Genomic DNA, 4,490 nt, shown 5'->3' on the forward strand with positions numbered 1-4,490 from the left:
GTCCATTCGCTCGTAGACCTCAACCCCGAGATCGAAATCCTTGTTGTCCGGGTTCAGATGGTGATAGCCGATCAGCCGGGTGTGGCCCGCCCACAGGAACGAGCCGATCGGATGCACGCCCTGGGGGTGTTTGGCTTCCAGATCGCCCCAGCCGTCGGGAATATGCGCCTGGGCAAAGCACTGCCTCTGAAACGAAATCTCATTGAGCCCCTCTCCGGCCAGCACCAGCCCCGGCCGTACCGCCGCGAACTCCTCCTGCATCTGCCACATCCCTTCGATGGTGTTCATCCCCTGAACCTGGCCGTTGTCGGTGTTCCAGGTACACAGCGTCTGGTCGATGAACGCCGCGTCGGTCTCCATTTTCCCGCAGGTTTCCAGCAGAACATCGACGAGCTTGTCCCGCCACAGCCCCAGCCCGGGGTGGATGTAGGCCATCCGTGTGTAATCATACGTCTGCGGCGGCCAGTACCAGCCCTCGGGGCTGTTGAGGTCCACCGACCGAATCTGGAAGTCGCGAACCTCCTGAAAGAACGGGTGCTTCATCCAGATGGCGAAGTAGTTGAAATGCGGCATCACATGAAAGCCCATCTTACGAGCCTTGGCCATGTAACCCAGGCCCTTGTCGTTGGGCGTGTAGTCGGGGTAATTGACGTCGTACTTGTCGTTTCGCCAGTTGCCCGAAAGGTGGATAAGGGTCTCCTCAGGAGGATGAACCTCGGCCAGGGCGTCAAGGAATGCCTCGCTGCCGGCGTCCGCCCAGCAGACGGCCAGCGTGATCTTGTCCACCCACGCCGGTCGGTGCTTGCGTTTCTCGGCCAGGTCGTACGTCTTGTACAACCAGTCGCGGTATCGCGTGGCGGGCACTTTCCAGTCGCCTTTGTATGCGTTGATCCGCCACTCGATGCCCCCGGCCGTCCGGTTATCCCATAACGGCCCCGTCGGCTCGCTCTCAAAGCACAACTCGGTCTTCGGCCCGTTCCGCGTGACCCGAACGGCCTTGAACCGCATCTGAGTGTCTTCACAGTGCACCATCAGGCTCTCGCCATCCCGCTCGACCACCGCCAGTTGGGCACACCACTGGTAGGGCCACAGAAACCGCCCATTTCCCGGCCAAGGCTGGTGCGGCTTGAGTTGCATCCCGTTGACAACCGGCAGGATAACCGTGCTCTCAGCCGCAAACGGCACCCGCCAGCCAACCGAACGAAGCCCTCGCCGGCTGGACAATCCGTCCGGGGTGACGCGCACATCGTGCGTATCCGGGTCCACCGCCACCAAGAGCGAGCGGTGCGAATCATCCCCCTCGACCACGATTCGGGCGGCCAGAGCAGAAATCTCCCGAACGCTCACCCGCTGATGCTTGTCCTGCCCCAGGTTGTTGCCGTTCAGGTAAAACAGGTCCACCCCGTGCGCCGGAGGCTCTGGTCCAACAAACTGCACTTTGCCGTCCGCGCTGGTCAGGCTGACAACGGCCATGCCATTGAACACCGCCTCCACTGTCGCCGTCCGCACCGTCAGCTTGTTTCCGTCAACTGAGACCCCCGGCTCGGCTCCCGCAACAACCGAGACCCGCGCCAGAATCAGGAAAGAGGCTGCCAAAACGCAACATCGTCGCATCGAAACCTCCGTTTCGCTTGGAGAACCCGCCGGTTCCAAACAGGGTTATGGCTTGAGCGGACCTATTATTGACCATGTCACCCGGCAGCACCAGCCGGCAGAGCGGCCCGAAAGACCAATGCCAGACCACTCATTCCAGTGATTGCACCCATGACGGATTTCCGATGCTCGTGAAAATAGCCTCGATGTCTGGCTGCGGACCGCCGTACACCTCGAACAGCGCCGGGCCAACGGGTGGACTTGCGCTCTCTGAAGACGGATGACTTGCGATTTCTTCCGCGACAGGGTAGAAGCGAGACTTCAGGACGGTGGCACGACGGGCTCCGGAACAAGAAACGGTGAAAAGGCGTCTGCGAGGCAGGAAAGCGTTGCGACAACTCTGGCCGGGATCTGTGGCTGGGCGCCTCTGTTGGTCAGTTTTAGTCTGCGCATTATTGGTCACGCGTCCGACAGTCTCGGCCGCACTCGCCACCCAGTCGGCCCCGTCTTCCAGTCCTGCTGCTTCCGATGCCGTGACGCTGGCCGAGCTGGTCCTCAAGATCGCCGGGCAAAGCGATCCTAAGGTACGCCGCGAGGCCGCCGTCCAGATTCTAAGACTCAACTCGCCTGAAGGCGTGCAGGCTCTACTGCCCATACTCGCAAGCAGCAACAACGAAGCCGCCAAACTGGCGGTCTGCGAGGCCATCGCGGAAGTCCGCAGCAAGGATTCTCTTTTCCGGCAGCCCCTGCTATCCCTGCTGGATCATAAGGAGCCCACGCTTCGTGAAGCGGCAGTGGCGGCGCTGGCCGGCTACAGGGGCGACGTCGTTGTCGATCAGCGACTCGCGGAGATCGACCGGCAACTCGTCATCGACGAATGGGTGACCCTGGCTCGCGAGTTCTATACGTTGCTTCCCACCGACGCCGACCGCACCGAGAGACTGAAGCTCTGGCTGGCCTCACGACGTTCATTCGTGCGTGAAACCGCGCTGGAGGCCATCTATCAGGCCCTCAAGAAGAGACAGGTCGAGCCTGCCCCCGTGATCCTTGCCCAATTGCGGACCATGATCGACGACCCCGAAGAGTCGGTCCGCAGGAAGGTAATCGAAATCCTTCGCGACCTGCGGCAGCCGGAAGACTCCCATCTGCTCGAAGAACGGCTGGCCAAGGAGGAATCACCCGCCACCAAGGAACTGATCTACCACGCGCTGGGCTACCTGCAGAATCCCGCGTCGATCCCCGTTTGTCTCAAGGGACTTCAGGATCCTGCGGATTCCGTCGCGGCCAAGGCCGCCGGAGCCCTGGCATCTCTGATCGAATTTGCCAAATCCTCGACGGGTACTGTCGATATCCAACCTGTCACCCGGGCCCTGCTCCAACGAGCCGAGGCGGGCCTCGGAGACGATAAGCTTCGGGCCGCGGTGATCGACGCCATGGCCAGTATTGCCGCCCCCGAGTTTCTCGATGTCCTCGTCAAATACGCGGGCTCAGACGAGTATGTCCCGGCTATCCGCCAGTCAGCCATCCGCGGAATCGGCGCCGCCGGCAAACCCGCCGAGGACCGATTGCCTCTCGTCATCGACCGACTGGCCGTCGAACAAGACCCCGGTGTCCGCGAGGCCGCAGTGACCGCCCTCGGCCACTTGGGTAGCCGACCGGAACATCTCGTTCCCTTAAGAACGCGGCTTGATCCCAAGGTCGAGCTTTCCGTCGCAGTTCAGAAGAAAGCCTGGGAAGCGTATCAGGCGGTCTTCATGAGGATGATCCCTAAGGATCGCATGCAGGTCATCTCCACCTACCCGGACGAAGCAATTCGGCTGGTGGCCGAGGTTCAGCTTGCCCCCGAATCCCGTCAGGTCATCGCCGAGCAGGTTCTCGATTATGCCCGCGACAAGGCTAAGACCGATCCCCTGGGTGTCTTGGCCTTCCTTGATAGATTCTCTCAGGCGGTTCCACCCGATCGTCTCGGTCCCGCCTGGGCCGCAAGCTTGGCCGATCTCCGCAAGCAGATTCAGTCGACCACTCAGCCGGCCCCAGGGGCGGCCGCCGGCTGAACCTTGGTTGCGGGATCTTTCGCTACGAGATCCTGCCCAGCAATCTGAGCATGCCATCGAGAATGGTCATCGGATGGGGCGGGCAGCCCGGCACGAACAAGTCAACAGGCAAGCAGGCGGCCGCACCGCCGAGCACTTCCTCATGGTTGCTGTACACACCGCCCGAAATGGCGCATGCTCCGACCGCGATGACCAGCTTGGGAGCCGGCGTGGCCTCGTGGGTCTTGAGCAGAGCCTGCTTCATGTTTGCGGTCACAGGACCGGTCACCACCAGCCCATCGGCATGGCGGGGTGAGGCCACGAACTGGATGCCGAATCGGCTGAGATCGAATACCACAGTGGTCAAGACATTGAGGTCCGCCTCGCAGGCATTGCAGCCGCCGGCGCTGACTTGGCGAAGCTTGAGGGAGCGGCCGAACAGGCGTCGCGATTGCGCGTCCAGCGCTTCAGCCAAACGGTAGGAATCGGAGCCGACAACCAGGTCGTCGCGACGACGTGTTGCAAGTCGGTATTCCGTTGTGAAAGCGACCGCTGCCGCCGGACACGCCTGAGCGCACTCAGCGCAGAAGAGGCATCGGCCCAGATCGATGCTGGTGCTCTTGCCCTCGGCCTTAATCGCTTGCGTCGGGCAGACGCGCGCACAGGCATCGCAGCCGTCGCCGCACTTGGAGCCGTCAATCGTGGGTCGGCCGCGAAGACGATCCGGGAGAACCGGCTCGGCCGCCGGGTAGGCAAGCGTGCGGTGTTTCTGCTGCAGACGCGCGGTCAGGATGCTCAGCATGTCAACTCCTAGCCCAAGTTGAACACTTTCGAGGCAAGAATGGCCTTGGCGATAGCGCCAGG

The 4,490-nt window shown here is 62.1% G+C and carries 3 protein-coding genes; 1 reads left to right on the forward strand and 2 read right to left on the reverse strand.

Features of this window, described 5'->3' with window-relative positions:
• The coding region (locus PLL20_21670) for a DUF6259 domain-containing protein (protein ID HPD32607.1) at window positions 1-1,614 on the reverse strand (1,614 nt) is incomplete at its 3' end.
• Window positions 1,615-2,126: 512 nt separating this feature from the next.
• Between PLL20_21670 and PLL20_21675 the strand changes: the two genes are divergently transcribed.
• Window positions 2,127-3,647, forward strand: coding sequence for a HEAT repeat domain-containing protein (locus PLL20_21675; GenBank protein ID HPD32608.1), 1,521 nt, complete (start codon window positions 2,127-2,129; stop codon window positions 3,645-3,647).
• A 22-nt stretch (window positions 3,648-3,669) separates the two neighbouring features.
• Here PLL20_21675 and nuoB read toward each other — a convergent pair whose 3' ends face one another.
• Entirely contained in the window at window positions 3,670-4,428 is a 759-nt protein-coding gene (nuoB, locus tag PLL20_21680; GenBank protein HPD32609.1) for an NADH-quinone oxidoreductase subunit NuoB, read from the reverse strand.
• Window positions 4,429-4,490 lie beyond the last annotated feature (62 nt).

The sequence above is a fragment of the Phycisphaerae bacterium genome (assembly GCA_035384605.1).
GTDB lineage: Bacteria > Planctomycetota > Phycisphaerae > UBA1845 > PWPN01 > JAUCQB01.